At 60.3% G+C, this 1,706-nt stretch carries 3 protein-coding genes; all 3 read left to right on the top strand.

Annotation, left to right across the window (positions count from 1 at the left end):
* The first annotated feature begins 83 nt into the window (after positions 1-83).
* Positions 84-764, top strand: a complete 681-nt coding sequence (locus tag H5T60_14685; protein ID MBC7243678.1) for an RNA polymerase sigma factor — start codon at positions 84-86, stop codon at positions 762-764.
* Positions 764-1,180 (top strand): hypothetical protein, encoded by a 417-nt coding sequence (locus tag H5T60_14690; protein ID MBC7243679.1) that lies wholly within the window; start codon positions 764-766, stop codon positions 1,178-1,180. The genes H5T60_14685 and H5T60_14690 overlap by 1 nt, the downstream gene beginning before the upstream one ends.
* 75 nt (positions 1,181-1,255) lie before the next feature.
* Positions 1,256-1,706: hypothetical protein (locus H5T60_14695; GenBank protein ID MBC7243680.1), on the top strand; the 451-nt coding region annotated here is incomplete at its 3' end.

The following is a 1,706-nucleotide window of genomic DNA, read 5'->3' on the forward strand; positions in this document are numbered from 1 at the left end:
CCAGCAGTGGACGGGCTTTTTTACTGCCGAAAAATGGCATAAAGAAAATTGAACCAAAACATGGGAAATGTGATATTATACTGATGATAGTTGCATGGTATGCGCCGAAGCCGGATGCGCCGCCGGCCGCGGCCGGCCCTCGATCCGGCAAATCCCGTACCCAGGCCAGGAACGAAGCGATTCTCATGGATGAGCTTTCGGACAGCCGGCTGATCGCCCAGATCCAGAGCGGAAATATCCAGGCATTCAACACCCTGTACGAGAAATACCGACACCGCGTCTACCGCACCGCGCTGGCCATCACTCGGGATGAGACGGCGGCGGAGGATATCCTGCAGGAGTGTTTCCTGCGCGTGCACGCCCATATTGATAAACTGCATGGTGAATATACCCTGGCCCCCTGGCTTTACCGGGTCACCGTGAACCTGAGCTATCAGTGGCTGAACAAGGACCACCGGCAGTTCCAGATCGTCCGCCGGCTGCAGGAGCCGCTGGCCCAACCTTCCGCCCCGCGCACCGTCGAGCAAGAGGAACTGCAGGAGATAGTGGCCAGGGTGTTGGACATGCTGAGCTTCGACCATCGGGTGGTGGTCGTGCTGTATTACATGAACGAGTTCAGCGTGGAGGAGATCGCGCACATCCTCGATTGTCCGGTGGGCACGGTGAAATCCCGACTGCATTATGCCCGCCGCCGGCTGAAGGAACTGCTCGCTGGGGAAGGCAGAGCATGGGAAGGGACGCTGGCATGGGAATGGATTGGCTGATGGCGGCAAGGAACTCGGACGAACAGCACCTGGACCAGTGGTGGAAGGGCGCGCTGGCCGGCTGGGCCCGGCGTCAACAGGCGCCGGCGCGTGCCTGGCACGGGATTCGGCCCGGTATTGCGGCAGGGCCGGCCAGGAGCACACCGCGTTCCTCGGCCGACTGGGCATATTTCCTGGACATGCACACTTGGGTCTGTCTGGTAGGGCTGTGTGTGATCGTCGCCGGCTTACTGCTGAGCGTGTATTCCAGCGCGGGCTTTTCATACCTGAACATGGGGGAACCGCTCACGGTGGACCATGCGGATGCGCTGAGCGGACGCGCTGTGCTGGTAGCACAGCGCAGTCAGCAGGCTATTTGGACCAGCTTGTCGCCGGCGCTGGACCCTTTGCTCCACTGCCGCCGGGGGGAAAGCTGACGCGATAGGGCCGGCGTTGGTGCAGAATAGCCCGAAATGTTTGACAAAGAAACTTCTCTGTGATAGTATAACATTATGAATCGAAGCACGGGGGGCAGAGGCTGGACCATTGCCATACTGGCGTTGGTGGGGATTTGTTTCTGTGTCCTCTGCATCGCCGGCCTGGGGGTGGTCTGGTGGCGCAGTATCTCGGGCACGGAAGATGGCCCCCAGTTTCTCCCTTTGCCCACCGTGACGGTGGAAACGGCCAAGCTGGCCCGGCCTACCGGAGGGACGCTGAGGCTGGTTGGGGGTGATCCCATCACCCTTGACCCAGCGCTGGTGGAAGATTCGATCTCCGCTTCATATGTGAACAAGATCTTCGCCGGCCTGGTCAGCCTGGATGCACAGCTTGAGGTCCAGCCAGAGCTGGCGGAACGCTGGGAGGTGGATGCCACCGGGACACAGTATACCTTTTATCTTCGACCCGAGGCTCGCTTTCAGGATGGGCGGGCTATCCGGGCGGAAGATGTGAAATTTTCGCTGG

The sequence above is a fragment of the Anaerolineae bacterium genome (assembly GCA_014360855.1).
Classification (GTDB): Bacteria; Chloroflexota; Anaerolineae; order JACIWP01; family JACIWP01; genus JACIWP01.

Coding starts and splice junctions, on each gene's coding strand:
- H5T60_14685 (MBC7243678.1), top strand. CDS start 84: ATGATAGTTGCATGGTATGCGCCGAAGCCGGATGCGCCGCCGGCCGCG.
- H5T60_14690 (MBC7243679.1), top strand. CDS start 764: ATGGCGGCAAGGAACTCGGACGAACAGCACCTGGACCAGTGGTGGAAG.